The following is a 24,107-nucleotide window of genomic DNA, read 5'->3' as shown; positions in this document are numbered from 1 at the left end:
AACACACGCGTGGTCTCCAGTTGGATCCTGCTGCTGGTCTCGGTTGCCTATGCCGCGCTGCTGTTCGGCGTAGCGTGGTGGGGTGACCGTCGGCCGATGTATCCCGACCGGCCGTGGCTGCGGCCGGTGGTCTACAGCCTGGCGCTGGCCGTTTACTGTTCGTCGTGGACCTTCTACGGCGCCGTGGGTACCGCCGTGCGCAACGGCATCGGCTACCTGCCGATCTACATCGGTCCGTTGCTGCTGCTGTTGTTCGGCTGGCGCATCATCGAGCGCCTGGCGCTGATCGCGCGCAGCCAGAACGTGGTCTCCATCGCCGATTTCATCTCCTCGCGCTTCGGACGCTCGCGGCGGCTGGCGGCGCTGGTGGCGATCATCGCGCTGATCGGCATCATTCCGTACCTCGCCCTGCAGTACAAAGCGGTGGCGATGAGCCTGCAGGTGCTGACCGGCAACACCGGCCCCACCGGTTTCTTCACCGACCCGGCGCTGTACGTGGCGTTGCTGATGGCGTTGTTCGCCACGCTGTTCGGCACCCGCCAGGTCGATGCCACCGAGCACCACCACGGCATGATGCTGGCGATCGCCTTCGAATCGGTGATCAAGCTGCTGGCGATGGTGGCGGTGGGCGTGTTCGCCTACCTGTGGCTGAGCAACCGCACCGACGCGGTGGTGGAGTCGGTGCATACACTGTTCACCGGGCTGCCGCCGGTGGGATTCATCTCGCAGACGCTGCTCAGTTTCCTGGCCATCATATGCCTGCCGCGCCAGTTCCACGTGGCGGTGGTCGAGTGTGGTGACGTGCGCGACGTGCGCCGCGCGCGCTGGATGTTCGGTGGCTACCTGGTGCTGATCTCGGGCATGGTGCTGCCGATCGCCACCGCCGGCGTGACCCTGTTCGGCACCGGCGGCAGCGTCGCCGACGACTCGATGGTGCTGGCGCTGCCGCTGGCCGAGGGCCGCAATGCGCTGGCGCTGATCGCCTATGTGGGCGGCTTCTCGGCAGCCACCGGGATGGTCATCGTCTCGTCCATCGCACTGGCCACCATGGTCAGCAACGACCTGGTGATGCCGGTGCTGCTGCGCCGGAGCGGTGACCACCAGGAGGCCGCCGACGTCGCCTCGCGCGTGCTGTGGATCCGCCGCCTGGCGATCCTGCTGCTGGCATTGATGGCCTACAGCTACTACCGCACCAGCAGCAACGACAGCACGCTGGCCTCGTACGGCCTGATGGCGTTCGCGGCGGTGGCGCAGTTCGCGCCCGGCCTGATCGGCGGGCTGTACTGGCGCGGCGCCAGCCGCCGTGGCGTCGAGGTGGGCATGCTGCTGGGCTTCGCCACCTGGCTGTACACCCTGCTGCTGCCGGCGATGACCATGGCCGGTTGGGTTGACGCGGGCTGGGTGCAGCACGGCCCGTTCGGCATCGAGTGGCTGCGCCCGCAGCAGCTGTTCGGCATGACCGGCTGGGACCCGCTGACCCATGGAACCTTCTGGTCGCTGCTGGTGAATGCGGCAACGATGATGCTGGTGTCCGCGCGTTGGCGCCCCGGCGTGGACGAACGCCTGCGTGCCGCGCCGTTCCTCGATCCTTATGCCGAACGCCCGTCGGTGGCGGGTGGCTGGCCCGGCCACGTGCACGTGGGCGACCTGCTGGCGCTGGCCTCGCGCGTGGTCGGCGAACGCCATGCACGGCGTTCGTTCTTCGAGCAGGCGCAGTCGCTGGGCCGCGAGCTGCAATCCTCTGCGCCTGCGGACCGACCGTGGGTACAGTTCACCGAGCGCCTGCTGGCCGCATCGATTGGTGCGGCATCGGCGCGCCTGCTGCTGACCAGCCTGCTGCGTGGCTCGGGCATGGACCTGGGCGAAGTGGTGGCGGTGCTGGACGAAGCCGGGCAGGAGCTGCGCTTCAACCGCGAGATCCTGTCGACCACGCTGGAGAACATCAGTGCCGGGGTCAGCGTGGTCGATCCGGACATGCGCCTGACCGCATGGAACCGCCGTTACCAGGACATGTTCGGCTACCCCGACGGCATGCTCTACGTGGGCCGCCCGGTGGCCGACCTGATCCGTTACAACGCCGAGCGTGGCGAGCTGGGCGAGGGCGATATCGAAGTGCAGATCAACCGCCGCATCGGCTACATGCGCGCCGGTTCACCGCACGTGTTCGAGCGCACCCGCAGCGACGGCAAGGTGATCGAGATGCGCGGCCAGGCACTGCCCGGCGGCGGCTACGTGACCAGCTACAACGACATCACCGATTACAAGCACGCGGAAAAGGCACTGCTGGAAGCCAACGAGACGCTGGAACAGCGCGTGGCCGAGCGCTCGCACGAGGCCGAGGTCGCGCAGCAATCGAAGACGCGCTTCCTGGCGGCGATCAGCCATGACGTGCTGCAGCCGCTGAACGCCGCGCGCCTGTTCGCTTCCGCGCTGCGCGACAGCGACCACGTGAGCGACGAGCAGAAGCACCTGGCCGAGCGCGTGGATGCGTCGCTGCGTGCTGCCGAAGAACTTCTTGATGGCCTGCTGGACGTGTCGCGCCTGGATGCCGGTGGCCTGCACCCGGTGATCGGGGAGTTCGACGTGAGCGCGTTGATGCGCGAGCTGGCGGCGCAGTACACGCCGGTGGCCGCAGGTCGTGGCCTGCGCCTGGACCTGTTCGCGCGCCCGGCCTGGGTACGCAGCGATCGCCGCCTGCTGCGCCGCGTGCTGCAGAACTTCCTCGCCAACGCATTGCGCTATACCCGGCAGGGCCGCATCGTGCTGGCGGTGCGCCATCGTGGCGACGAAGTGGAGCTGCAGGTATGGGATACCGGCCCCGGCATTCCCGAGCACCACATGCGGCAGATTTTCGATGAGTTCCACCGCTACCAGCAGCCGTTCGACTGGGGCGAGCAGGGACTGGGCCTGGGCCTGTCGATCTGCCAGCGTATCTCGCGACTGCTGGACCATCGCCTCAATGCCCGCAGCCGCGTCGGCAGCGGCTCGATGTTCTCGATCATCCTGCCGCGTGTGGCGCCGCTGCCGGGCTACACCGAACTGGCCACGCCGGTGCAGGCCGTGGCCACGCCGCTGCGCAGCGATTCGCTGGCTGGCCTGCGCGTGCTGTGCGTGGACAATGACGAGGAGATCCTCGACGGCATGCGCGCGCTGCTGGGCCGCTGGCAGGTGCAGGTGATCACCGCCGCCACCGTCGACCAGGCGCTGGAGAAGATTGCCGAGCGCCCGCAGGTGATGCTGGTGGACTACCACTTGCATGACCGCATGGATGGCCTGGATGCGCTGGTGGCGCTGCGTGAAGCGGCCGGCTATCCGCTGCCGGGTGCACTGCTGACCGCCGATGGCCGCGACGAGCTGAAGCGGATGGCGCGCGAACGCGGCTACCGCGTGCTGACCAAGCCGATCAAGCCGGCCTCGCTGCGCGCCTTCCTGGGCGCACTGCGCGATGCTGGCAACAGCGACGCCTGACGGGCAACTGTAGAGCCGAGCGCACGCTCGGATCGCGCGTGGTGCGTGGTATTCCGTGGTTCGGCCGAACAGCAGCCGAGCATCGGCTCGGCTCTACAAGTTCCCGGTTGCGCGACCCCTCTGTAGAGCCGAGCCCACGCTCGGCTCGCGCGTGGTGCGTGGTATTCCGTGGTCCGGCCGAACAGCAGCCGAGCATCGGCTCGGCTCTACAAGTTCCCGGTTCCGCGACCCCTCTGTAGAGCCGAGCCCACGCTCGGCTCGCGCGTGGTGCGTGGTATTCCGTGGTTCGGCCGAACAGCAGCCGAGCATCGGCTCGGCTCTACAAGTTCCCGGTTGCGCGACCCCTCTGTAGAGCCGAGCCCACGCTCGGCTCGCGCGTGGTGCGTGGTATTCCGTGGTCCGACCGAACAGCAGCCGAGCATCGGCTCGTCGTCACAAATTCCCGGTTGCGCGACCCCTCTGTAGAGCCGAGCCCACGCTCGGCTCGCGCGTGGTGCGTTGTATTCCGTGGTTCGGCCGAACAGCAGCCGAGCATCGGCTCGGCTCTACAAGTTCCCGGTTGCGCGACCCCTCTGTAGAGCCGAGCGCACGCTCGGATCGCGCGTGGTGCGTGGTATTCCGTGGTTCGGCCGAACAGCAGCCGAGCATCGGCTCGGCTCTACAAGTTCCCGGTTGCGCGACCCCTCTGTAGAGCCGAGCCCACGCTCGGCTCGCACGTGCAGCGCGGCGCTGATATAGCCATCGCTATACAAACCAGCCCTGCCTGCGCGTTTGTCTGGAAATGCGCCACGCGCGGATCGCGGTGCTAAGCTGCGCGTCCCCTTGGGGAGTAGCCGGATTCCTTCGCAGGAATCGTCCACGTCAACATACTCGGCCAGTGCGCCGTGGCGTGGACAACCATGATGGTTGGCGAGACCAGCGGCCCGCGCGCGCAACGTCAGGTTGGGCGCGAGCGCGAGCCGTGCGTCCGTCCTTGCCCGACCTTCAGCAGCCGCCAATGTCCCCCATTTCGATCCTCCTGATCGGCTTTGCCATGTCCACCGATGCCTTCGCCGCGGCGATCGGCAAGGGTGCTGCCATGCGCAAGCCGGTGTTCCGCGATGCGCTGCGCGCCGGCATCATCTTCGGCGTCATCGAGGCGATCACGCCGATCATCGGCTGGTTGCTCGGCCGTGCCGCCCTGCAGTACGTCGAGGCCTTCGACCACTGGATCGCCTTCGGCCTGCTCGGCGCGCTGGGCATCCACATGATCTACAACGGCCTGCGTCCGGACAGCGCCGAGGAAGACGAAGACCCCTCGCAGCACCACGGCTTCTGGAAGCTGGCACTGACCGGTTTCGCCACCAGCATCGATGCGATGGCGGTGGGTATCGGCCTGGCCTTCATGGACGTGCATATCGGCGTGATGGCCGCGGTCATTGGCCTGTGCACGCTGACCATGGTCACCGTCGGCATCATGCTTGGCCGCGTACTGGGCAGCATGGTCGGCAAGCGTGCCGAGATCATCGGCGGCGTGATCCTGGTGATCATTGGCGCGACGATCCTGTACGAACACCTGCACGGTGTGGCGTAACACACGGACCTGTAGAGCCGAGCCCATGCTCGGCTGGCGTGCGAAGCAGCCGAGCGTGGGCTCGGCTCTACATTGCGGCAATGGCCGACATGCAGCGCAGCATTTCGCTGATGTGGAGATCGTCTGCTGCGTCATAGTCTTCCTGCATGGCCAGTCCCGCACTCCGTTATGGTCGTTGGTCGCATACCGGCAATGTCTATGCGATCACCACGGTGACGCGTGCGCGCCGTCCCTGGTTCAGTGACAAGGCCAACGTTGATCTGCTGATCGAAGCCCTGCGCACGGTAGAGCGGACGGGTCGAAGCTTCTCCCTCGCCTGGGTGATCATGCCGGATCACCTGCACTGGTTGATCGAGTTGCGTACCGGCACGCTCGCCGGCTGCATGCAGATCCTGAAGTCCAGGAGTGGACGATCCATCGCCAGGCGTGTTGATGCGAATGCACCGATCTGGCAGCCGGGGTACTACGACCATGCGTTGCGCAGGGATGAATGCCTGCGCACGCAGGCGGTGTATATCGCGGCCAATCCAGTACGCGCAGGGCTGGCCAACTGTCTCGGTGAATATCCCCACGCCTGGAGCAGGTGGCCTCTGCGGGACTAGTGTGGTCTTCAGACGAAGAGCAGCCGAGCGTGGGCTCGGCTCTACAAGGGCATCATGAGATGCCCATGCTCGGCTCCGCAGCCCGTCACGGTCAATCTTCTTCCGGCGGCAGCACAATGGCGTCGTCGTCGATGGCCAGCTTGCCGGCCATCAGCACGGCCTGGGTGCGGTTGGTCACGCCGAGCTTGCGCAGGATGGCGGTGACGTGGGCCTTGATCGTTGCTTCGGAGACGTTGAGGTCGTAGGCGATCTGCTTGTTCAAGCGGCCTGCGCCCAGCATCTGCAGCACGCGGAACTGCTGCGGGGTCAGCTCGCGCAGACGCTGGCCGACTTCGCGCTCCTCTCGCTCGGTCGGTGGCACGTTGTGCGCTTCCGGAGGTGCCCAGGTCTCGCCATCGAGGATGGTGCCCAGCGCATGGCCGATGGTGTCCGAGTCGGCCGACTTGGGAATGAAGCCCAGCGCGCCGTGGTCGAGCGCACGCCGCATCACCGTCGCTTCTTCGCGCGCGGAGACCACCACCACCGGCAGGTGCGGGTGCAGCGAGCGCATGTGCACCAGTGCGTTGAAGCCCTGCGCACCGGGCATGTTCAGGTCCATCAGGACCAGGTCGGCGTCGTTGTGCTGATCGGCCAGTGCATACAGCGCTTCCACGCTGTCGGCCTCGAACAACTGCACGCCAGGGATGACCCGCTGCACGGCGCCGCGCAGGGCTTCGCGGAACAGCGGGTGGTCATCGGCAATCAGGAGGGTGGTCATGGTCGGGGGGAACCGTGGGGGAAACTGTTCGGGGGCCAAGCCCCTGGGGTCAGAGCCCTTTCCTTGCGGAAAGGGATCTGACCCCGGGTCGTGCATCAGCGTACCTTGCGCTCGTCCACCAGCGACGCCACCACCGACGGGTCGGCCAGGGTCGAGGTGTCGCCAAGCTGGTCCGGCGCGTTCTCGGCGATCTTGCGCAGGATGCGGCGCATGATCTTGCCCGAGCGGGTCTTCGGCAGGCCCGGCGCCCACTGCAGGTGGTCCGGCGTGGCGATCGGGCCGATTTCCTTGCGTACCCAGGCGACCAGTTCCTTCTGCAGTTCGTCGCTCGGCGCCTCTTCGGCCACCAGGGTCACGTAGGCATAGATGCCCTGGCCCTTCACGTCGTGCGGGAAACCGACCACGGCCGCCTCGGCCACCTTCGGGTGCGAGACCAGCGCGCTTTCCACTTCGGCGGTGCCGATGCGGTGGCCGGACACGTTGATCACGTCGTCAACGCGGCCGGTGATCCAGTAATAGCCGTCCTCGTCGCGGCGGCAACCGTCGCCGGTGAAGTAGCTGCCCGGGTAGGTGCGGAAATAGGTATCGATGAAGCGCTGGTGGTCGCCGTACACCGTGCGCATCTGGCCCGGCCAGGAGTCACGGATGATCAGGTTGCCCTCGGTCGGGCCGTCCTGGATCTCGCCATCAGCATTGACCAGCGCCGGCTGCACGCCGAAGAAGGGCAGGGTGGCCGAACCCGGCTTCAGATCCATCGCACCGGCCAGCGGCGAGATCAGGATGCCGCCGGTCTCGGTCTGCCACCAGGTATCGACGATCGGGCAACGGCTGTCGCCGACCACCTCGTAGTACCAGCGCCAGGCTTCCGGATTGATCGGCTCGCCCACGCTGCCGAGCAGGCGCAGCGAGGTGCGCGAGGTCTTCTTTACCGGCTCCTCGCCCTCGCGCATCAGCGCACGGATGGCGGTCGGGGCGGTGTAGAAGATGCTGACCTTGTGCTTGTCGATGACGTTCCAGAAGCGCGAGGTGTCCGGGTAGTTCGGCACGCCTTCGAACATCAGCGAGGTCGCGCCGTTGGCCAGCGGCCCGTACACGATGTAGCTGTGGCCGGTGACCCAGCCGACGTCGGCGGTGCACCAGTAGATGTCGTCCTCGCGCAGGTCGAACACCGCTTCATGGGTGTAGGCTGCGTACAGCAGGTAGCCACCGGTGGTATGCAGCACGCCCTTCGGCTTGCCGGTGGAACCGGAGGTGTAGAGGATGAACAGCGGGTCTTCCGCGTTCATGCGTTCCGGCTCGCAGCTGGCCGGCTGGCTGTCCACCACATCATGGAACCAGCGGTCGCGCGGCGCCTGCATGTCCACCGCGCCGCCGGTGTGGCGCACCACCAGCACGGTTTCCACGGTATTGGTGCCGGGCAGCTTCAGCGCGGCATCGACGTTGGCCTTCAGCGGAATCCTGCGGCCACCGCGCAGGCCTTCGTCGGCGGTGATGATCAGCTTGCTCTGGCAGTCGCTGACGCGGTCGGCGATCGAGTTCGGCGCGAAGCCACCGAACACCACCGAGTGGATCGCACCGATGCGCGCGCAGGCCAGCATGGCCACGGCGGCGTCGACGATCATCGGCAGGTAGATGGTGACGCGGTCGCCCTTCCTGACCCCGAGGTTGCGCAGCGCATTGCCGAGGCGGCAGGTGCGCTCGTACAGCTCGCGATAGGTCACGTGCTGGGCGGGTGCATCCGGGCCGTCCGGCTCGAACAGCAGGGCGGTCTTGTCGCCGCGCTTCTCGAGCTGGCGATCCAGGCAGTTCACGCTGGCATTGAGCTCGCCATCCTCGAACCACTTGATGTGGAAGTCGGACAGGTCGTAGCTGACGTTCCTGATCTTCGTCGGCTTGCGCATCCACTCCAGCCGTTCGGCGGCCTTGCCCCAGAAACCATCCGGGTCGGTCACCGAAGCCTGGTACTGCTGTTGGTAGGACGTCTTGTCGATGCGTGCCTTGGCGGCGAACTGCGGATCGACGGGGTAGATATCAGCCATGGCACCCTCACTTGCACGTTGACTTTGTGTGTGCGGTCGCAGCATTGCGGCGACCGATCCCCCTCAGTTTGCCCCATCCACCCCCGGCCGCGTCACCACCCTGGTTAGACCATGGTCGAAAGTGAGCGCCCAGCAGGGCCGGGTTCGACCAATGGCGAATAGCCGCTATACATAATCGCCCCGCAGTCTCGGCTCGACCGTGCCCCACGCGCGGCATCACCTTGCCACTTGGGAGAGAGGGCAACATGAGCCACCGTACGTTGAAAGCCGTGCGCAAACCTTTGGCGGCCTGCCTGTTGGTCGCCCTGGTCGCACCGGGCATGGCGTTCGCAGAGACCGCCAAAGAGAAGGCACTGGAAGCACGCGTTGCCGAACTGGAACGCCAGGTCCAGCTGCTGCTGTCTTCGCAGCAACAACAACAGACCCAGATCAGCCAGACCCAGCAGGCGGTGACCGAAGTGCGCACGGTGCAGGCCGAGCAGAAGCCGGTCGCACAGGTGCCGGCCGGCAAGCAGCCGATCCAGGTCACCACCATCACCCCGGGCGCAGCGCCGGGTACCACGGTCAAGATCGGCGGCTTCATCAAGGCCGACTTCCTGGCCACCCAGACCAGCGATGGCCAGCTGGCCGACGACGCCACCGGCCGCTCGCTGTACCTGCCGGGCCAGACCCCGGTGGAAGGCGCCGGCGGCAGCGGCAAGCGTTCGGGCACCGACTTCAACGCCCACGCCAAGTTCTCGCGCTTCAACCTGGGCATCGACAACGTGAGCGAATCGGGCAACAAGGCCGGTGCGTTCTTCGAGATGGATTTCTTCGGCAATTCGCTGGGCAACCAGACCGCCACCAATACCTACGGTGTGACCCTGCGCCACGCCTACATGTACTGGAACAACTGGATGGCCGGCCAGACCTGGTCCAACTTCATGGACGCGGCCGCACTGCCCGAAGCGGTCGACTTCGTCGGTCCCACCGACGGCGTGATCTTCGTGCGCCAGGCCCAGGTGCGCTACACCCAGGGCGGCTTCAGCGTCGCGCTGGAAAACCCGGAAGCCACCACCCTCACCGGTACCCGCAACCCGGTCACCGGCGCATGGACCAACGCCAGTGCCAACTCCGACCGTGGCAGCCTGCCCGATCTGACCATGCGCTATGGCTGGAAGGGTGATTGGGGCACCTTCGGTGTCGGCGGCATCGTCCGTCAGCTGAAGGTCGACAACCAGGCCACCGGCGCCAAGGCCGACAAGGTGGCTGGCGGCCTGACTTTGGGCGGCAAGTGGGTGATGGGTGACAGCGATTCGCTGCACTACCAGCTGACCGGCGGCGAAGGCATCGCCCGCTACATCGGCCTGGGCATTACCGCCGACAGTGCCTATGACGTGGCCCGCGACGAGCTCAACCCGACCGGCGTGCTTGCCGGCTACGTGGGCTGGCGGCATGCGTTCTCGCCGAAGCTGCGCACCAACCTGATCTACGCGCGCAGCGACTACGACAACGACAGCATTCTCGGCCCGCTGGTGACCAAGAGCGTGCAGAGCATCCGCGGCAACATCTTCTATTCGCCGCTGCCCAAGGTCGATATCGGCGCGGAGTTGATGTACGGCCGTCGCGAAGTGGAGAACGGCAACAAGGGTGATATCACCCGATTGCAGTTCACCACGAAGTACAGCTTCTAAGAGCGTGCCGGCCAACGGCCGGCACCTACCGAACTGAGTGCCGGCCAACGGTCGGCACCCACCGACCCAGGTCGGCACCTACAGAGGGAAAACGTCCCATGTCCAGCACTGCATCAAGCCCGCACAATCCAGCGGGCACCCTGACCAAGGGCCACAAGAAGGTCATCTTCGCCTCGAGCCTCGGCACGGTGTTCGAGTGGTATGACTTCTTCCTGTACGGCTCGCTCGCCGCCATCATCGCCAAGCAGTTCTTCAGCGGCGTCAATGAAACCACGGGCATGATCTTCGCCCTGCTGGCGTTTGCCGCCGGCTTCTTCGTGCGTCCGTTCGGCGCGGCCTTCTTCGGCAGCCTCGGCGATCGCATCGGCCGCAAGTACACCTTCCTGGTCACCATCCTGATCATGGGCATCTCGACCTTCCTGGTCGGCGTGCTGCCCAACTACGCTTCGATCGGTTTCGCCGCACCGGTGATCCTGATCATCCTGCGCCTGGCCCAGGGCCTGGCGATGGGCGGCGAGTACGGCGGTGCCGCCACTTACGTGGCCGAGCATGCGCCGGATGACAAGCGCGGCCTGTACACCAGCTTCATCCAGTGCACCGCCACGCTCGGCCTGTTCATGTCGCTGCTGATCATCCTGGCCTGCCGCTACTTCCTCGGCAACGAAGCCTTCGAAGCCTGGGGCTGGCGCATCCCGTTCCTGGTCTCGATCCTGTTGCTGGGCGTGTCCGTGTGGATCCGTCTGCAGCTGAGCGAATCGCCGCTGTTCCAGCAGATGAAGTCCGAGGGCAAGGGTTCCAAGACGCCGTTCCGTGACAGCCTGAAGGGCGGCAACCTGAAGCTGATGCTGCTGGTCCTGCTCGGCGCTGCAGCCGGCCAGGCCGTGGTCTGGTACGGCGGCCAGTTCTACGCGCTGTTCTTCCTCAGCAGCATGCTGAAGGTCGATGCCACCACCTCCTACCTGCTGATCGCGGCCGCGCTGGCGCTGGGCGTGCCGTTCTTCATCTTCTTCGGCTGGCTGTCCGACCGCATCGGCCGCAAGAAGATCATCCTGGCCGGCTGCCTGCTGGCGGCCGTCACCTACATCCCGATCTTCAAGGGCCTGACCCACTTCGCCAACCCGGCCATCGAAGAAGCCCGCAGCAGCTCGCCGGCCCTGGTCGTGGCCGATCCGAACACCTGCTCGTTCCAGTTCGATCCGGTGGGCCTGCGCAAGTTCACCAGCTCCTGCGACGTGGCCACCGCCGCGCTGACCAAGGCCGGTGTGCCGTACGACGTGCAGCCCGCCGCCGCCGGTTCGCTGGCGATGGTGAACGTGGGCAGCGCCAGCGTCACCTCGTATGAGGCCGCCGGCCTGACCAAGGAAGACGGCAAGGCCAAGGCCGATGCGTTCGGTGCGGAACTGAAGACCGCCCTGACCACCGCCGGCTATCCGGCCAAGGCGGATGGTGCCCGCATCAACATCGCCGGCACCATCTTCATGCTGTGGCTGCTGGTGCTGTACGTGACCATGGTCTACGGCCCGATCGCCGCTTACCTGGTTGAACTGTTCCCGACCCGCATCCGCTACACCTCGATGTCGCTGCCGTACCACATCGGCAACGGCTGGTTCGGTGGCTTCCTGCCGGCGATCTCGTTCGCGCTGGTGGCCGGTACCGGCAACCTGTACTACGGCCTGTGGTACCCCATCATCATCGCACTGATGTCGGTGGTGATCGGTGGCCTGTTCCTGCGCGAGACCAAGGACGTGGATATCACCAAGTAAGAATGATGTTCATCGGATGAAGGAGAGGCCGTGGTGCAGACCGCGGCCTTTTCGTTTCCCTGTAGCGCCGAGCCATGCTCGGCGACCGCGCAACGCGCGGCACAGAATTCCGCAGACGCGAACAGACAGCACTCAATGCCGTCATCGCGGTTGACAAGCATCCGAAGCCACAGCCCGTATCGCGCCCGGGGTCAGATCCCTTTCGCATGCGAAAGGGATCTGACTCAATCGCGGTAGGCAGTGCAAGTTAGAGCCTGGTGCAGTCGATCAACAGTAGGCTCTACCCGCCGTACAGCGCCCTTCTCTGCGAGGGAGTGACGTTAAAGATCCCCGCATCGATCAGCTTCTCGTAGTGGTCTCTGTTGCCTGGGCCTGGTGGGTCGCAGCGAAGCAGATTGTCGAGGGAACCATCGGGTGCATCCGAGGGACTCAGGCGGCCTGAGACATAGTCCTCCGCGGTGGGGCGCCCATCAGCAAGGATCAGCTCTGGAAGCGCCGAAGATACCCAGGCGCCAGCGTCATTGAACTGCCCTCCACAGAATTGCCCGGTCTGACGCGCGAACAGGCAGCCGCTTTGTGTGTCGATGAAACCGCAGTACTGCCTTTCATGCAGAGAACCGCGCCCATCCGTCAAGCCAACCTCCCCGGATTCCAAGTCAGTGACAAGCACATACCGACCGTCAGGGGACGTCGTCGGATCGGGGTCGTACTCGAACAGAGAGTACGAGCGCTTGCCGAGTGCCATGCGGCGCACCAGTTTGCCCTGCTTCATCACCGACAGGTTCCGGTAGCGACCGCTCTCCTCGCCGTCGTATCGCAGTGTGATGTTGCTGCCAGCGTGCACCCATCTCCCGCTGCCAGCCTTCGTATCCTCTGTTGAAGCCAGTGTTGCAAGCAGAGTGAAGATCAAGCTCAACAAGTTCATTCTCCAGGAAACCGTCATCTTCAGGCGGGAGCATGCGATGGGCATCAGGGGCTCGTGTTGGTCACTTCGGGACATTCACCTTCCTCCGCCAGCTGTCGCCTCGAGAACTCCTTGATGCACAACAAGCGCTGTTCACTCTCATCGCCTGCCTGCTCGATCTTTCTGCGCAACTGGTCGGCTTCCGGGCAGCGCGCAGCGCGAGCGACAACGAGGTTGCACACAGGAACAAACGGGAAGTACACGTCATGGCGTGGAACGTTCAGCTTCTCGTCCCAGGCCTTGAACGGGAAGAGCACATGTAACAACCCATCTGCCGCCTCATCTTCGTTTGGTCGCGTGAGGGCGACATCCGGCGCATCCCTGAGCAACGCCGTATAGGCGTCCAGGAAGCGACGGCCCCGACTCTCGTGCTCTGCTGGTGTCTTCGCCTGCCGCAAGGCGGTGTAGTACGGGAAGACGCTGTCTACATCGGGTCCGCCGCAGGTCACGCCGGACGAACGTGAGCTGTCTTTGACGGGGGGCTGTAGATAGCAGGTCGTACGTTCGAGTCTCTCTGCAAGTATCTCGAGCACCCTGCCAATACTGGCACCGGGTGTGGCATCGCCCTCGAGATCGCCGACGACGGCAGCCAGGGTGTCGCCTACCAACGGGATGTGTTCGTGCTCGGCGTTCAGGCCGACTTCCGCGACATCAATGGACTGCTCGCTGGCATCGGCAGTTCCGGCCATGAGAAGACATCCGGTCAGAAATGCAAATACGCGTCGCATCTACGCATGTTATTGGAGGTGGAACACTACCTTCAGCGCGCTGACGTCGTGCGGCAATGAAACAAGTACGAATCTACATATCAGCCCAGTATTTGATCGTACCGGTGCGGGATGACGTATCCAGCCACACGGAAGACGGGGGCTTCTAGCAAGAACTGCCAACTTCTGACGCAAATGGCCCGAACTCCCTTTGTTCGTCAGTACGCCCCATAGCATGTGTGATTCATCGAATCGGATCGGGACATGCGCAGGGTACTTCTGGCAGCGATCATCACTGTCTCAGCGTCAGCGGCTGGCGCTGAAACGCATGTAGCTGCCGACGGTGCGACACCGCAGGGAAGCCTGCGAGTCGAGGAAAGATCGCCCGTGATCAAACAACTTTGCAAGACAGAGAAGGTCTGGCTGTCCTGGAACAACGCCGTACCAAACGCAACGCTGGTGACCTGCGATTGCAGTTGCACATCGCATGACAACTCAGGATGGCTTGTCGAGGCGCAACCGGAAGTCGACACCTATCGGGTACATCGCGTCTCTCTCGGCAAGGTTTTCAGTCCCACGGAGTTACGTCGGGCTGGTGCGCGGATTCAGGACATCGTCTCGTCGCATCCGTGGTGTTCAGCCGCCAAACCGAGCGTGCCGACGAATGCCGTGTTCGCGACGTTGGTGAAGCAGCCCACGGAATCGGGGGATGAGCCTTACTGCTTTACACCCCACTTCTTCGTAGGTGATCGGAATGTCCCCCTGAAGAGGATTCCAGTGTCGGGCGAACAGTTCTCCGACGCGCCCGCAGCAGAATCAGCACTGATCGCGCGGGAGGTCGAGATGCTGCGTGACTGGAGGCGGGAGTTTGCGCCTGAGTAGGGCATTGGTGCCCTCGGACAAGAAATGAGGGCTATACATTATGGAGTTTCAATGATGTTTGCTTTGAAGCGCGTGGCGCTGGCATTTCTTGCTGGCCCACCTCTGCTCTTGTCTGCCTACGCTGTGGATGCGAGTGCGATCTATGGCGTCAACCACACCCACTGGGCGATCAACCGGTTCAGTGTCGATGGTCGTTCAGCCGTTGACATCATTGGCCCATATCAAGGCGGGGGTGGAGGCTGCTGCTACGGTGCACCAGAGCGCTGGTATCCGGGGCTGACGGTGCGGGTTGACTGGGAAACGGGTGCAGGAAGCTCGATAGATTTTCCTGGGACAGAAGATTGGTCCAAAGTTCTGGCTTGGAGAGAAAAAATCCTGGCGCAGAAGCGCAGGCAAAGCAAAGTCGTCCCCGTCCCGGACTACACCGGCCAGGACGTCTGCGGCATCACCGTGCATTTCCTGCCCTGCGATGAGATTCAGGTCACCACCTCCTGTTACGCGTACAGCAGCCCCGAGTACCCGATCAAAATCCCGCTTGAGTTGCCAGAACCTCAGTCATGCCCGGCAGAACCTACCGACCAGAAGAAGGCGTAGTGATGGACGGGTTTGCATGCGAGGGTGAACGCATGCAAGGCGGTTGGGAGGTGTCCGAATGAGACCCCGTGCCAGGACGTGAAGGTTGGCATGCGAGCCAAGCACGGCTCGACCCTACAATCGGCCCATGACCACCATCGCCCCAGCCGACCTCCCCGCCATCCTGCACACCCTGCGCAGCGCCTGGCAGTCGCAGCGCCCTTCGCTCGACCAGCGCGAGAATGACCTGCACCGCCTGCGCGAGGCATTGAAGCCGCGCTTGGACGAAATGGCCCAGGCCATCGCCGAGGACTTCGGCCACCGCGCCCACACCGAATCGAAACTGGCCGATGGCATGAGCGTGCTGTCGGCCATCGACCACCTGCGCCGCCATCTGCGGCGCTGGTCGAAGCCGCAGCGGGCATCGGCGGGCTGGAAGCTGTGGCCGGCGCGCGCGCAGCTGCGGCCGACGCCACTGGGCGCGGTCGGGGTGATTTCGCCCTGGAATTACCCGGTCACGCTGGCCCTGGTGCCGCTGGCCACCGCGATTGCCGCTGGCAACCACGTGCTGCTGAAGCCCTCTGAACACACGCCGCGCACCAGCGCGTTCCTGGCCGATCTGCTGGCCAGTGTGTTCCCGCCCGATCGGGTGGCGGTGGTGCAGGGCGGGGCGGATGTGGCCGCAGCGGTGTCGTCGCTGCCGCTGGACCATCTGCTGTTCACCGGCTCGACGGCCGTTGGCCGCAAGGTGATGGCCGCCGCAGCCGAGCATCTGGTGCCGGTCACGCTGGAACTGGGCGGCAAGTCGCCGGCGATTGTCTGTCGCGATTTCCCGCTGGACAAGGCCGCCGCGCGGTTGGCCACCGGCAAGTGGTTCAACGCCGGCCAGACCTGCATCGCGCCGGATTATGTGCTGATCGATACCGTTCGCCAGCGCGAGTTCGTACAGGCGCTGCAGCAGCAGGTGCGCGAGCGCTACGGCGATTTCAGCGATGCCGACGACTACACGCGCATCATCAACGAAGGCCAGTACCGGCGCCTGCAGGGCTATCTGGCGCAGGCGCGCGAACGCGGTGTGCCAGTGATTCCGCTGGCGCAGGTGGATGATGCGCGTGCTGACCGTGAGCGCCTGCTGGTGCCGACCGTGGTGCTGGACCCGCCGGACGACCTGGACCTGATGCGCGAGGAGATCTTCGGGCCGATCCTGCCGGTGCGGGCCTATCCGGATCTGGATGCTGCGCTGGCCGACGTGCTGTCGCGTGACCGGCCCCTGGCGCTGTATCCCTTCAGCCATGACACGGCGACGGTGGAGCGCATCCTCGGCCAGGTGGTGGCGGGCGGGGTGACGGTGAATGACACGCTGCTGCACTTCGCCGCCGATGGCCTGCCGTTTGGCGGGGTAGGGGCCAGCGGCATGGGCGCGTACCACGGCCGGGCCGGGTTCGACGCGATGAGCAAGCGGCTGCCGGTGCTGTGGCAGTCACGCTGGGCGGCCAGCGACCGGCTGCGGCCGCCGTATTCGAAGATTGCAGGGTTGTTGAAGCTGCTGCTGCGGTGAACCCAGGCAAGGCGTGGCTCTACTGAATCAGGGCCCGATTCTTCTGTAGAGCCGAGCCCACGCTCGGCTGCTGTTGGCTGGGTGCCCGATCAATGCAGCCGAGCATGGGCTCGGCTCTACACGGGAATCCAGGCCGAGCCCAGCCCCGCCCACCCGGGTAGAATGCCCCCATGAAGATCGCCTCGTGGAACGTCAATTCGCTCAATGTCCGCCTGCCGCACCTGGAGCAGTGGCTCAAGGAGTTCGGCCCGGACATCGTCGGTATCCAGGAAACCAAGCTGGAGGACCACAAGTTCCCCGACTCTGCGCTGATCGCCGCCGGCTACCGCAGCGTGTTCGCCGGCCAGAAGACCTACAACGGCGTGGCACTGCTGTCGCGTGAGCCGGCGCAGGACGTGCAGATCGGCATTCCCGGCTTCGAGGACGAACAGAAGCGCGTCATTGCCGGTACCTTCGGCGACCTGCGGGTGATCAACCTGTACGTGGTCAACGGCCAGGACATCGGCACCGACAAGTATGACTACAAGCTGCGCTGGCTCGAGGCAGTGCATGCCTGGATCGCCGAAGAACTGCAGCGGCACCCGAAGCTGATCGTGATGGGCGACTTCAACATCGCCCCGGACGCGCGCGACGTGCACGATCCGGAGGTGTGGAACGACAACCACATCCTGACCTCCACCGCCGAGCGCGGCGCGCTCAACAAGCTGCTGCAGCTGGGCCTGCACGATGGCTTCCGCCTGCACAACGACGAAGCCGGTGTGTTCAGCTGGTGGGATTACCGCGCGGCCGGCTTCCGCCGCAACCTGGGCCTGCGCATCGACCTGACCCTGGTCTCCGATGCGCTGAAGGGCGGCGCGGTGGCCTCGGGCATCGACCGCGAGCCGCGCACCTGGGAACGCCCGAGCGACCATGCGCCGGCGTGGGTGCAGCTGGGTTGAGGTAGCGCCGGGCCATGCCCGGCGAGCACAGCGGCGGCAGGGAGACGCCGGGCATGGCCCGGCGCTACCCCTCAGATCACCGTATGCTCTTGCGGGTGAACAGGTTGACGATCGCCAGCAGGATCACCGCACCGATCAGCGAGAACAGGAAGGTGCGGAGGGTGATCGCTTCGTTGATGCCGCCGCCGAACAGCCAGCCGGAAATCAGCGCGCCGACGATGCCGACCACGATATTGAGGATGATGCCCTGCTGGGCATCGCGCTTCATGATGATGCTGGCCAGCCAGCCTACGATGCCGCCGACGATCAGCCAGATGATGATACCCATGATCGAACCTCCGGTGGGGAACTGTGACCAGTTGACGCGCACGGCCGTGAACCCGTCGTGCAATTGCGTGATGGGCGCGTGCGGATGAGCCTGCCAGCCACCCTCGACGGCCCGTGGCGCTTCGGTCCGGTGACGGTCTGGCGCTGCCCGCACGTGCCGGGTCACCGCGGTGAACCGCAGGCGCGGCAGGTGCTGGCGCAGGCATTGGGTGCCGACCCCGAGACGCTGCCGCTGGTCCGCGATGACAAGGGCCGGCCGGAACTGAGCGGCGCACTGGCGCACTACGGCACCGGCTGGAGCCACAGCGGCGAGGTGCTGCTGGTCGCGCTGGGTGAAGGCGTGCGGTTGGGCGTGGACCTGGAACTGCTGCGGCCGCGCGCGCGGCTGCTGGAAATCGTGCAGCGCTTCTTCCACCCCGCCGAGGTGGCCTGGCTGGAGAGCCTGGACGAGGCCGGCCGCGAGCACTGGTTCTTCCGCGTGTGGTGCGCCAAGGAAGCGATGCTGAAAGCGCACGGGCAGGGCATCTCGTTCGGCCTGCACCGCCTGCAGCTGGCGCCAGGGGCCGATGGCGCCCTGCACCTGCGCTGGTGCGACCCGGAACTGGGCGAGGCCGCGCGCTGGCATCTACATGAGTGGCAGGCCACCGGGCAGTTCCGCGCCGCATTGGCCTGGTATCCGCACTGAAGCGGGGAATCGGCGTGCAAAACCGGCGATAATGCTGGCATGAGCGAACACCCACTTCCCGCCAGCGTGGCCGCCACGCTGGAACAGGGCCTGGCCAGCATGGGCCTGGACGCCGCACTGGCGCCGCCGCTGCTGCGCTATCTGGCCCTGCTGCACCGCTGGAACGGCACCTACAACCTCACCGCCATCCGCGATCCGCAGGAGATGGTCACCCGCCACCTGCTCGATTCGCTGGCGATGCAGCCGTTCGTGGACGATGGCAGCCTGGCCGACCTCGGTACCGGCCCCGGGCTGCCCGGCATCCCGCTGGCGATCGCCTGCCCGGGCCTGCAGGTCACCCTGGTCGAGAGCAACGGCAAGAAGGCGCGCTTCATGCGCGAAGCCGTGCGCCAGCTCGGCCTGGACAACGCCCGCGTGGCCGAATCGCGCGCCGAGGCCCTGGACGAGGCCGGTCGCTACGACCAGCTGACCGCGCGCGCGATGGACACCCTGGCCGGCATCGTCCGTGTCGGTGGCCATCTGCTGCGCCCCGGTGGCGTACTGCTGGCCATGAAGGGCGTCTATCCCCATGAGGAGATCGCGGAGCTGCCGGCTGGCTGGCAGGTGCGCGAGGTGACCCCGCTGAGCGTGCCCGGCCTGGCCGGCGAACGCCACCTGGTCACTGTTACAGGCCCCTGATTGCCATCGCCAGCCCCTTGTGGAACAAGAGGTTGGCGATTCACGATTTCCGCCCGGGGCCGGTTGTACGCATAATGACCGGTCCCAACCATCCGTCGACGAGGCACACCTGCATGGCCCGCATCATCGCCATCGCCAACCAGAAGGGTGGCGTCGGCAAGACCACGACCGCCGTCAACCTGGCCGCTTCCCTGGCCAACGCCCCCAAGCGCGTGCTGCTGGTCGACCTGGACTCGCAGGGCAACGCGACCATGGGCAGCGGCGTGGACAAGCGTGAGCTGGCCGCTTCCACCTGTGATCTGCTGCTGGGCGAGAACAGCGCCGCCGATGTGCGCGTGCAGACTGCCGAAGGCTACGACCTGCTGCCGGGCAACATCGACCTGACCGCCGCCGAAATCCAGCTGATGGGCCAGAGCGAGCGCGAGCAGCGCCTGAAGCGCGCGCTGGCGCCGATCCGCGACGAATACGACTACATCCTGATCGACTGCCCGCCGGCGCTGTCGCTGCTGACGCTCAACGCGCTGGCCGCCGCCGATTCGGTGATCGTGCCGATGCAGTGCGAGTACTACGCACTGGAAGGCCTGAGCGCGCTGGTGGAAACCATCGAAGCGCTGCGCACCAGCCTGAACCCGGCGCTGGAGATCGAAGGCGTGCTGCGCACCATGTTCGATGTGCGCAACAACCTGGCCAACGCGGTGTCGGCCGAGCTCACCGAGCACTTCGGCGACCGCGTGTTCCGCACCATCGTGCCGCGCAACGTGCGCCTGGCCGAAGCGCCCAGCCATGGCCAGAGCATCGTCGGCTATGACCGCGCCTCGCGCGGTGGCGTGGCCTACCTGGGCCTGGCCGGCGAGATCATCCGCCGCAACAACGAACGCAACAAGGCCGCCAAGGCCGTGGAGACCGTCTGATGACCAGCAGCAAGCCGGCAGCCAAGAAGCGGGGCCTCGGCCGTGGCCTGGATGCGCTGCTGGGCCCGAAGGGCGCGGTCAGCCAGGTGCAGGCCACCACCGCAGTGATCGAGCCGCTGCCGGGTGAGGTGCTGCGCAAGCTGGCGGTGGGCCAGCTGCAGCCGGGCAAGTACCAGCCGCGCCGCGAGATGGACGAGGGCAAGCTGTCCGAGCTGGCCGACTCGATCAAGTCGCAGGGCGTGATCCAGCCGATCCTGGTGCGCCAGCTGCCGGCGGGCAACTACGAAATCGTCGCCGGTGAACGCCGTTGGCGCGCTTCGCAGCTGGCCGGGCTGGACGAAGTGCCGGTGGTGGTGCGCGAGCTGGAAGACCGCACCGTCATCGCGATGGCGCTGATCGAGAACATCCAGCGCGAAGACCTCAACCCGCTGGAAGAAGCCGAGGCGCTGCAGCGCCTGATCAGCGAGTTCACCCTCACCCACGCCGAGGCCGCCGAGGCCGTTGGCCGCTCGCGTGCGGCGGTGTCCAACCTGCTGCGCCTGCTGGAGCTGCCGGTGGCCATCCGCCTGCTGCTGGAAACGCGCCGCCTTGAAATGGGCCACGCCCGCGCGCTGCTGACCCTGGCCCCCGAGTTGGCCGGCAAGCTGGCGCAGGAAGCGGCCGATGAGGGCTGGTCGGTGCGCGAGGTCGAGCGCCGTGCGCAGGCCTTTGCGGCCGGCAAAGTACCCAGCAACCGCCCGGTGGCCACGCCGAAGGTGCAGCAGGCCGACATCGCCTCGCTGGAAACCGAACTGTCCGAATCGCTCGGCGCCAAGGTGGCGATCAACCACGGCCGCGGCGGCAAGGGCAAGCTGATCATCCACTACACCGACCTGGACACCCTGGACGGCGTGCTGGAAAAGCTGCGTACGCGCCAGGGCTGAGCCTGGCGTAGCGACAGGGGGGCGGCCTGTTCCTGCCGCGTCCCTTCATCAACGACAGGGAACGCACCGCCGCGCCGGGGGATGCACGGCTCTCCGGTCTGTGGCTTCATCCAGGGAGCAGGACATGAGCAACGCCTTCGACGACGTCAGCCCGGGCGGCAGCCCGATCATGGTGCACAGCCGCCAGAAAGACTTCAGCCCCGCGCAGGGCGAAGCACACATCGAGGCGATCAGCGCCCACATCGAGCGCCATCTCGGCCCGGTTTCCGGTGTCTTCCACGAAATCATCTCCGACCTGGTGCACATCGACGTGCATGTGGTGCCGGCCAATGACCAGTTCCCGTACCTGCGCCTGGTCACCTCCGGCATGAGCGACCTGCCGATGACCGTGCCAGCGGAAGTGGATGCGGACGTGCCGCGCTACATGGAGCTGATGGTGACCCTGCCGGCCGACTGGCCGATCTCCCAGGACGCCTTCGAGGACGAGCGCAACTACTGGCCGGTGCGCCTGCTGAAGGGCATGGCGCGGCTGCCGCACGAGTACGACACCTGGCTGGGCTTCGGCCACACCATTCCCAACGGCCATCCCAGCGAGCCCTACGCGCCGGGCGTGGGCTTCGACGGTGCCATCGTGCTGCCGCCGGTGACCACCCCGGAAGAATTCGCCACGCTGGAACTGGACGACGGCAAGACCATCAGCTTCATGAGCCTGGTCCCGCTGTATCCGGAAGAGATGGACCTGAAGCTGAAGAAGGGCGCCGAGGCGCTGCTCGACCGCTTCGATGCGAAGAAGATCCAGGATGTGATCGAACCCGGCCGCAGCAACGTAGCCAAGAAGCGTTTCGGGCTGTTCTGAGCCCGCAGCGTATCCTCTGCACCTGTACTCATTGATTTCCAGGCAACTGCAATGACCATCCTGCTCACCGGCGCTGCCGGCTTCATCGGTGCCTATACCGCCCGCGCGCTGCTGGAGGCGGGCCAGTCCGTGGTCGGCCTGGACAACTTCAACGACTACTACGACCCGCAGATCAAGCGCGACCGCGTCGCCGCGCTGTGCCCGGCGCTGGACCTGCGCACGCTGGACCTGACCGACCGCGACGGCCTGGCCGCGCTGTTCGATCAAGTGCAGCCGACCGCAGTGATCCACCTGGCCGCGCAGGCCGGCGTGCGCTATTCGCTGGAAAACCCGCAGGCCTACGTTGACAGCAACCTGGTCGGCTTCGTCAACATGCTGGAACTGTGCCGTCATCGCGGCGTGCAGCACCTGGTGTATGCCTCCAGCAGTTCGGTGTACGGCGATTCGGCCACGCCGCCGTTCTCCGAAGACCAGCGCGTGGACCAGCCGCGCTCGCTGTACGCGGCGACCAAGGCGGCCAATGAGCTGATGGCCTACACCTACGCGCAGCTGTACGGCCTGCATGCCACCGGCCTGCGCTTCTTCACCGTGTATGGCCCGTGGGGCCGGCCGGACATGGCACCGCTGCTGTTCTCGCGCGCGGTGCTGGCCGGGCGCCCCATCGACGTGTTCAACGAAGGCCGCATGCAGCGCGATTTCACACATGTCTCCGACATTGTGTCCGGTATCCTCGGCGCCCTCGCGCATCCGGCCGACGGCCCGGTGCCGCACCGGGTGTTCAACCTCGGCAACCATACGCCGGTCGAGCTGGAGCGCTTCATCAGCGTCATCGAGCAGGCCGCCGGCCGCCCCGCGCAGAAGGTCTACAAGCCCATGCAGCCCGGCGACATGGTGCGCACGATGGCCGATACCCGGCGCGCACATGACGCTTTCGGCTTCGATGCGGTGACCCCGATCGAAGAAGGCCTGCCGCCTGTGGTGCAGTGGTGCCGCGAGTATTTTGGCGATCGCGCCTGAGGATGGATCCTCACGCCACGGGGTTCATCTTCGGATAACCTCGGTTTCGGAGAATGCGCGCTCTTTGTCCCCCCTTGGCCGAGTGCCTTATGAGCCAACCCGAGCTTTCCGTTGTCGTTCCGGTGTTCAACGAGCGTGACAACGTCGCCCCGCTGGTCGCTGAAATCACCGCCGCGCTGCGCGGCCGGCTGCCGTTCGAGATCGTCTACATCGACGACCACTCGCGCGATGACACCCTGGCCGTGCTGCAGGGCCTGAAGGCGACCACGCCGGAACTGCGGGTGCTGCACCACGTGAACCAGAGCGGGCAGAGCACCGCCGTGCGCACCGGCGTCAAGCACGCGCGCGCACCGTGGATCGCCACCCTCGATGGTGACGGCCAGAACGATCCGGCCGATATTCCCAAGCTGCTGGCCGCGCGCGATGCCGCCGAGGCCCAGGTGAAGCTGTTCGCCGGCTGGCGCGTCAACCGCCAGGACAGCGGCAGCAAGCGCTGGGCCAGCCGCTGGGCCAACGCCATCCGCGCGCGCATGCTGCGCGACGATACCCCCGATACCGGCTGCGGCATCAAGCTGTTCGAGCGCAGCGCGTTCCTCGACCTGCCGTACTTCGACCACATGCACCGCTACCTGCCGGCGCTGATGCAGCGCGCCGGCTGGAAGACCACCAGCGTGCCGGTCAACCACCGTCACCGCACCGCAGGCGTGTCCAAGTACAACAACATCGGTCGCGCGCTGGTCGGCATCCGCGACCTGCGCGGCGTGGCGTGGCTGATCACCCGCAGCAAGCGCACCGCGGTGGAGGAGCGTTGATGGATCTGGAGCTGCACTGGCTGGACCAGCCGTTGACCTGGCTGTACTGGACCGGCCTGCATGTGACCGGCTGGAAGCTGATCGGTTATACCGGCGCGCTGATGTTCGGCGGCCGCTGGCTGGTCCAGTTCATTGCCTCCAAGCGCGCCGGCAAGCCGGTCATCCCGCGCCTGTTCTGGTACATGAGCGTGATCGGCAGCCTGATGACGCTGAGCTATTTCCTGTTCTCGGCCAAGCAGGACTCGGTAGGCGTGCTGCAGAACCTGTTCCCGGCGTTCACCGCGCTGTACAGCCTGCACCTGGACATCAAGCACCGCGGCTGGAAGCGCGACAGGGCCGGCCACTGAGGGCCCCGGGTAGGGCTTGGGGTCGGATCCCTTTCCGCAGGAAAGGGCTCTGAC

The 24,107-nt window shown here is 65.8% G+C and carries 22 protein-coding genes and 1 riboswitch; of the genes, 17 read left to right on the top strand and 5 right to left on the bottom strand.

Features of this window, described 5'->3' with window-relative positions:
- Nucleotides 1-9 precede the first annotated feature (9 nt).
- From AASM09_RS21780 to AASM09_RS21770, 3 genes are all read left to right on the top strand, one after another.
- Nucleotides 10-3,468, top strand: a complete 3,459-nt coding sequence (locus AASM09_RS21780; RefSeq protein WP_049430260.1) for a hybrid sensor histidine kinase/response regulator — start codon at nt 10-12, stop codon at nt 3,466-3,468.
- 818 nt (nt 3,469-4,286) lie between these two features.
- Nucleotides 4,287-4,376, top strand: a riboswitch (yybP-ykoY riboswitch).
- Between the two features lie 89 nt (nt 4,377-4,465).
- Nucleotides 4,466-5,041 (top strand): manganese efflux pump MntP family protein, encoded by a 576-nt coding sequence (locus AASM09_RS21775; RefSeq protein ID WP_049432085.1) that lies wholly within the window; start codon nt 4,466-4,468, stop codon nt 5,039-5,041.
- A gap of 146 nt (nt 5,042-5,187) precedes the next feature.
- A complete protein-coding gene (locus tag AASM09_RS21770; protein ID WP_049432088.1) occupies nt 5,188-5,643 on the top strand; it encodes an REP-associated tyrosine transposase in 456 nt (151 codons plus the stop codon).
- 91 nt (nt 5,644-5,734) lie between these two features.
- Here AASM09_RS21770 and AASM09_RS21765 read toward each other — a convergent pair whose 3' ends face one another.
- Both AASM09_RS21765 and acs read right to left on the bottom strand, forming a co-directional pair.
- Nucleotides 5,735-6,400, bottom strand: a complete 666-nt coding sequence (locus tag AASM09_RS21765) for a response regulator transcription factor (protein WP_005411662.1) — start codon at nt 6,398-6,400, stop codon at nt 5,735-5,737.
- Nucleotides 6,401-6,495: 95 nt separating this feature from the next.
- On the bottom strand, nt 6,496-8,439 hold the full coding sequence (acs, locus tag AASM09_RS21760; RefSeq protein WP_049432091.1) for an acetate--CoA ligase: 1,944 nt from the start codon (nt 8,437-8,439) through the stop codon (nt 6,496-6,498).
- A gap of 245 nt (nt 8,440-8,684) precedes the next feature.
- Here acs and AASM09_RS21755 point away from each other — a divergent pair, with 245 nt between their 5' ends.
- On the top strand, nt 8,685-10,112 hold the full coding sequence (locus AASM09_RS21755; RefSeq protein WP_049432095.1) for a DcaP family trimeric outer membrane transporter: 1,428 nt from the start codon (nt 8,685-8,687) through the stop codon (nt 10,110-10,112).
- A gap of 98 nt (nt 10,113-10,210) precedes the next feature.
- A complete protein-coding gene (locus tag AASM09_RS21750) occupies nt 10,211-11,875 on the top strand; it encodes an MFS transporter (RefSeq protein ID WP_049432099.1) in 1,665 nt (554 codons plus the stop codon).
- A 280-nt stretch (nt 11,876-12,155) separates the two neighbouring features.
- Here AASM09_RS21750 and AASM09_RS21745 read toward each other — a convergent pair whose 3' ends face one another.
- Together AASM09_RS21745 and AASM09_RS21740 are read right to left on the bottom strand one after the other, a co-directional pair.
- The gene (locus tag AASM09_RS21745) at nt 12,156-12,791 is read right to left on the bottom strand and encodes a hypothetical protein (protein ID WP_197620785.1); all 636 of its coding nucleotides are present in this window, start codon (nt 12,789-12,791) and stop codon (nt 12,156-12,158) included.
- A gap of 53 nt (nt 12,792-12,844) precedes the next feature.
- A complete protein-coding gene (locus AASM09_RS21740) occupies nt 12,845-13,528 on the bottom strand; it encodes a hypothetical protein (protein WP_049432105.1) in 684 nt (227 codons plus the stop codon).
- Nucleotides 13,529-13,933: 405 nt separating this feature from the next.
- Here AASM09_RS21740 and AASM09_RS21735 point away from each other — a divergent pair, with 405 nt between their 5' ends.
- The 4 genes from AASM09_RS21735 to xth all read left to right on the top strand — a co-directional run bounded on the left by AASM09_RS21735 (nt 13,934) and on the right by xth (nt 17,497).
- Entirely contained in the window at nt 13,934-14,428 is a 495-nt protein-coding gene (locus AASM09_RS21735) for a hypothetical protein (RefSeq protein ID WP_152906616.1), read from the top strand.
- Between the two features lie 54 nt (nt 14,429-14,482).
- Nucleotides 14,483-15,022 (top strand): DUF3304 domain-containing protein, encoded by a 540-nt coding sequence (locus AASM09_RS21730; RefSeq protein WP_049432129.1) that lies wholly within the window; start codon nt 14,483-14,485, stop codon nt 15,020-15,022.
- Nucleotides 15,023-15,149: 127 nt separating this feature from the next.
- Nucleotides 15,150-16,559, top strand: coding sequence for a coniferyl aldehyde dehydrogenase (locus AASM09_RS21725; RefSeq protein ID WP_049432108.1), 1,410 nt, complete (start codon nt 15,150-15,152; stop codon nt 16,557-16,559).
- A gap of 170 nt (nt 16,560-16,729) precedes the next feature.
- Nucleotides 16,730-17,497, top strand: a complete 768-nt coding sequence (gene xth, locus AASM09_RS21720; RefSeq protein ID WP_049432111.1) for an exodeoxyribonuclease III — start codon at nt 16,730-16,732, stop codon at nt 17,495-17,497.
- 76 nt (nt 17,498-17,573) lie between these two features.
- On the opposite strand, the gene AASM09_RS21715 is transcribed toward xth, so the two are convergent.
- Nucleotides 17,574-17,825, bottom strand: a complete 252-nt coding sequence (locus AASM09_RS21715; RefSeq protein ID WP_014648887.1) for a GlsB/YeaQ/YmgE family stress response membrane protein — start codon at nt 17,823-17,825, stop codon at nt 17,574-17,576.
- 84 nt (nt 17,826-17,909) lie between these two features.
- On the opposite strand from AASM09_RS21715, the gene AASM09_RS21710 reads away from it, so the two are divergent.
- The 8 genes from AASM09_RS21710 (at nt 17,910) to AASM09_RS21675 (ending at nt 24,053) form a co-directional block, all read left to right on the top strand.
- Nucleotides 17,910-18,509, top strand: a complete 600-nt coding sequence (locus AASM09_RS21710) for a 4'-phosphopantetheinyl transferase family protein (protein ID WP_049432114.1) — start codon at nt 17,910-17,912, stop codon at nt 18,507-18,509.
- A gap of 39 nt (nt 18,510-18,548) precedes the next feature.
- Nucleotides 18,549-19,187: a 16S rRNA (guanine(527)-N(7))-methyltransferase RsmG gene (rsmG, locus tag AASM09_RS21705; protein WP_049432120.1), complete on the top strand. Its 639-nt coding sequence runs from the start codon at nt 18,549-18,551 to the stop codon at nt 19,185-19,187.
- A 113-nt stretch (nt 19,188-19,300) separates the two neighbouring features.
- Nucleotides 19,301-20,098, top strand: coding sequence for a ParA family protein (locus tag AASM09_RS21700; RefSeq protein ID WP_005411653.1), 798 nt, complete (start codon nt 19,301-19,303; stop codon nt 20,096-20,098).
- Complete coding sequence (locus AASM09_RS21695) at nt 20,098-21,021, top strand: ParB/RepB/Spo0J family partition protein (RefSeq protein WP_049432121.1); 924 nt, start codon at nt 20,098-20,100, stop codon at nt 21,019-21,021. Before AASM09_RS21700 ends, AASM09_RS21695 begins: the two co-directional genes overlap by 1 nt.
- A gap of 124 nt (nt 21,022-21,145) precedes the next feature.
- Nucleotides 21,146-21,877 carry a suppressor of fused domain protein gene (locus AASM09_RS21690; RefSeq protein WP_049432122.1) on the top strand — a complete coding sequence of 244 codons (732 nt, stop codon included), beginning with the start codon at nt 21,146-21,148 and terminating at the stop codon, nt 21,875-21,877.
- A 51-nt stretch (nt 21,878-21,928) separates the two neighbouring features.
- The gene (locus tag AASM09_RS21685) at nt 21,929-22,894 is read left to right on the top strand and encodes an NAD-dependent epimerase/dehydratase family protein (RefSeq protein WP_049432124.1); all 966 of its coding nucleotides are present in this window, start codon (nt 21,929-21,931) and stop codon (nt 22,892-22,894) included.
- Nucleotides 22,895-22,983: 89 nt separating this feature from the next.
- Complete coding sequence (locus tag AASM09_RS21680) at nt 22,984-23,706, top strand: glycosyltransferase family 2 protein (protein ID WP_049432127.1); 723 nt, start codon at nt 22,984-22,986, stop codon at nt 23,704-23,706.
- On the top strand, nt 23,706-24,053 hold the full coding sequence (locus tag AASM09_RS21675) for a lipid-A-disaccharide synthase N-terminal domain-containing protein (protein WP_162292564.1): 348 nt from the start codon (nt 23,706-23,708) through the stop codon (nt 24,051-24,053). Before AASM09_RS21680 ends, AASM09_RS21675 begins: the two co-directional genes overlap by 1 nt.
- Nucleotides 24,054-24,107: the final 54 nt, after the last annotated feature.

This window comes from Stenotrophomonas maltophilia, from assembly GCF_039555535.1.
GTDB classification, from domain to species: Bacteria; Pseudomonadota; Gammaproteobacteria; order Xanthomonadales; family Xanthomonadaceae; genus Stenotrophomonas; species Stenotrophomonas maltophilia_Q.
This window is presented reverse-complemented; position numbering and strand designations above follow the sequence as displayed.